Genomic DNA, 3,512 nt, shown 5'->3' with positions numbered 1-3,512 from the left:
CCAGCACCAGCCGATGATCCCGAGGCCGCCGACCTCGCCTGGGACACGTCTCGACCACGAACGGCTCGAAGAAAGCCCACTCCGCATCCGACATCAAACCGCGAACCAATACCGCTCTCCGCAAAGAACAGCCTTGAATCAGTCAGGCGGCAATTTGGGAATCCCCTTTGTCCACACGACCTAGATGCACAATAGCGGTAGTCACGTCTAAGGACTGATCGGCGCGTCCAATGTTGTCGGGACAAAATCCACATCGAATAGACACGGCTCTCCGTATCGCGTTGTGTACTGCTCACAGTCGGCCGCGATCGAATGAGGAGACGGTCTTGCTCCTGTCTCGACCCAACGGGACAGGCTCCCCAGCAGCGCAGCATATTCAGAGTTGCTGAGTTTCGAATGGTCAGCTTCGTCTGTGAACGTCTGAACAAGCAGATCCGATCGCCCGGCTGTTTCTACCGTCCGGCGGTAAACATGATCGACGCTGACAAACACCGTGGGATCGAATTTCGCGTGAATGGTCACTGTGGGCAAAACGATCATCCCGCTCAGGTCGGCATCGTATGAGAGGCGCGCCACGGCCATTGGATCAGCCGAAAAGCGTTCGACCCCGGCATTCAGCGCCACATCGTCATCCGATCCGACATAGGCGACGCCGGCATTGGAGAAGGGATTGAGACCGCCTAGCCGACGGTGGACGATGTCCTGGAAAAGATTAGTTGCCCACGCCAGGTGGGCTACCAGTTGTTGTTCGCCGATCCCGGTCACAGCAACTATGTTGCGGAGGTTGGATGTCTGAAGTGACGTTCGCTCTGAGGGCCGAAGTCCAACGCCGGTGCATTCCTCGACGCGCGCGGATAGTTCAGCCCGCGTCATGCTTTGGTCGGCGGGCAAACCCTGCCAAATCGGATACTGCTGCTCATCCGGCCTGGGGTGGTTCCGGCAATAAAACTGGTACACGGCGCGAAGGTTCGCACGAAACCCGTAGGCTCGCGTACCGCCTGAGGTCACCCCGGCTGATAGCATGACGCCGTCGTAGTTGTTCGAACCGTCGGCGGCGATCGCGTAGAGTTCCGCCGCCTTGGCCGCAACATTGCCGCCCCATGACTGGCCGTGCAGAAAGGTCCGCCTGGGCTTGCCAAACCGGTCCCAGAAGATGGTCCTCAGAATTTCTGTGTCCTCGGCCGCCATCCGTACGCCGTAGCCGCCGCGTCGATAGGTCGATCCGGCCCAGGCGTAGCCTTCCCGCACGGTCACCGCGAACCGTTGCAGATCCTCGACCGGGTCGTCCTGTGCGGGAGGCGGGGTGCGGGGCCCACCATGGGCGTGGACGACCAGGGTGCCGTTCCAGTCGGCCGGAATGGCGATCCAGTAGAAGGCCCCCTCGTCCGAACGCCCGCGATAGCAGGCGGTCCTCGCGGGCAGGCCTTCGGGACAACTCGCCTCGGCAGGCTCCACGCCGGACCCTGCAGGAGCCGCCTCGCCGGCGGTCGCGCAGGCCGCCAGGAGACCGATCGCCGCCAGGGCCACAACGATCGGACGCATCGTACGGGTCAGAACCATCAGGCTGGAATCCGGCAAGAAGACGCTGGGGCGACGCCGCAACGCCGCCCCAGTTTCGGGGAGAGAATGCGCTCGAGCCGCAGGTCAGTGCGTCACGAGCCTGATGCCACCTAGAAGCTGGTGGACAGGTTGACGTACCAGTAGCGGCCGTAGGGACGGTACAGCGACCCCAGATAGCCCGACTGCGCCAACGGAGGTGTTTCGTTGGTGATGTTGCGGGCCCCGACGCGGACCTTGGTTCCACGGGCCCAGCCCATGGCGTCGTCGAACTCGTACTGGCCATACAGGTTGCCGGTGATCTGGCTGTCGACCTTCCACTGCTCGCCGGTGGTGGACAGAAAGCCGGTCTCGCGTACCGCCCCGGTGTACTGGGCGAAAGCCCCGACCTGCCAGGGTCCATTCGACCAGGTCAGGTTGGAGGTGACCTTCCACTCCGGCCGGCCGTTACGCGCCAGCAGGTTGGACGCGATCGGCAGGGGCGTCGCGGGATTGATGGTCCCGGCGTCGCGGGCGGCATCCAGGGCATCGATGGCGGGTCCTGCGTCACGATTGAAGTCGATCAGCTTGGCCGCGTTCAGGCTGAAGCGGAACCGGCCGATCGGCGTGTCGCGCAGCCGCCATTGCATACCAAAGTCGATGCCCTGCACGTCCTGCGGCAGCAGGTTCACGAACCTGTCCGAGACGCTGAGTAACTGTCCGACCGGCGCGATGCCCGTACCGGCGAAGAAGGCGACGTCGTCGACGGTCGGGGCCGCACGGTTGACGTTCGCGCTCGATCCGCCCTGAACCCGGGCCAGATAGTCCTGGACCACGCCCGTCTGGCCGCCGATCAGGCCGACGATATCGGTCTGTTCGATCTTCCAGCGATCGACGGTAAAGGTGAAGTCGCCCCAGCTCGGCGGGGTGAAGGTCGGCTGGAACACCAGACCGACGGACTGGTTGGTGCTCTCCTCGGGCTTCAGGTCCGGATTGCCCGAGACCAGCAGCGAATAGCCGATCGATTGCGAACAGGCGTTGAAGGTGGCGATCCGGCGCGCCCGAAGATCGGCCTCGCAGCGAATGTAGTCATTGTTGGTCGCCAGACGCGCATAGGTTGCAGCATTGGTCTGTTCCAGGTTCGGTGCGCGGAAGCCTTCCGAGTAGGACGCCCGGACCCGCAGGCCGTGGCCGATGTCCCAGGCCCCTGCGATCTTGGGCTTGGCCACATTGCCGAAGTCGGAATATTTCTCGTAGCGACCGGCGACCTGGAAGGTCAGGCTCTCGACGAACGGAATGTTCATTTCCGGCGAGACGACGGGCACGGCGAACTCGACATAGGCCGAGAACACGTCCCGCTCGCCGTGGGTGTCCGGATTGGAGCTGACGGCGGCCAGGTTCGAGATGCTAACCGTACCGTCCACCACGTCGCGGAAGATGTTGGTGCCGTCCAGGTCGGCGTCGCGATCGTCGTCCTGGGTCTCGTGGCGAGCCTCGACACCAAAGGCCACGCCCAGCGGCCCGGCCCACAGGTTGAGCAGGTCCGGCCGCGAGACCTTGAAGTCCCACAGGGTCAGGCTGGTCTCGGATTCGCGCACCAGTTCGGTCGAGATGGCGTCGATCGCCACTTGGGAGCTGGGGGTGCAGTCGCCGAACGTCGTGGTCGTCACACACCCGCCGTTGAAGGGGTTGTAGGCGTCGGGCGTCGACAGGGCGAGGCTGGCCTGAAGCGCAGTCATGTTTACGGCGTTCGAGGTGTCGGTGGCCCCGGCCTGCGAATACAGCAGCGCGCTTTCCCAGTCGAAGCCGCGCCATTCGCCACGCAGCCCGCCCAGGAAACGAGCCTGATAGTTGTCGACATCGACCGTCTGGAACCCGGCGTCGTTGAACCGGTAGTTGGTCAGACGAACCGGCAGACCCGCCGTCGGTACGCCGGTCAGGCCGGACAGCCGGTTCGGATTGGCCTGGCCGTTGCC

The 3,512-nt window shown here is 63.9% G+C and carries 2 protein-coding genes and 1 pseudogene; all 3 read right to left on the bottom strand.

Features of this window, described 5'->3' with window-relative positions:
- Window positions 1-94: pseudogene (locus ACILQR_RS16080) on the bottom strand (IS5/IS1182 family transposase); the annotation flags it as partial.
- 113 nt (window positions 95-207) lie between these two features.
- Window positions 208-1,560 (bottom strand): hypothetical protein, encoded by a 1,353-nt coding sequence (locus ACILQR_RS16075; RefSeq protein ID WP_395652376.1) that lies wholly within the window; start codon window positions 1,558-1,560, stop codon window positions 208-210.
- 110 nt (window positions 1,561-1,670) lie between these two features.
- On the bottom strand, window positions 1,671-3,512 hold a 1,842-nt coding region (locus ACILQR_RS16070), incomplete at its 5' end, for a TonB-dependent receptor domain-containing protein (RefSeq protein ID WP_395652375.1).

The organism is Brevundimonas sp., assembly GCF_044239655.1.
Classification (GTDB): domain Bacteria; phylum Pseudomonadota; class Alphaproteobacteria; order Caulobacterales; family Caulobacteraceae; genus Brevundimonas.
Note: the sequence above shows the minus strand (reverse complement) of the source record. Positions and strands in the feature narration are given on the sequence as shown.

Excerpts from the sequence above, each read along its gene's own strand:
- ACILQR_RS16075 (WP_395652376.1), bottom strand. The coding sequence starts at position 1,560 with ATGGTTCTGACCCGTACGATGCGTCCGATCGTTGTGGCCCTGGCGGCG.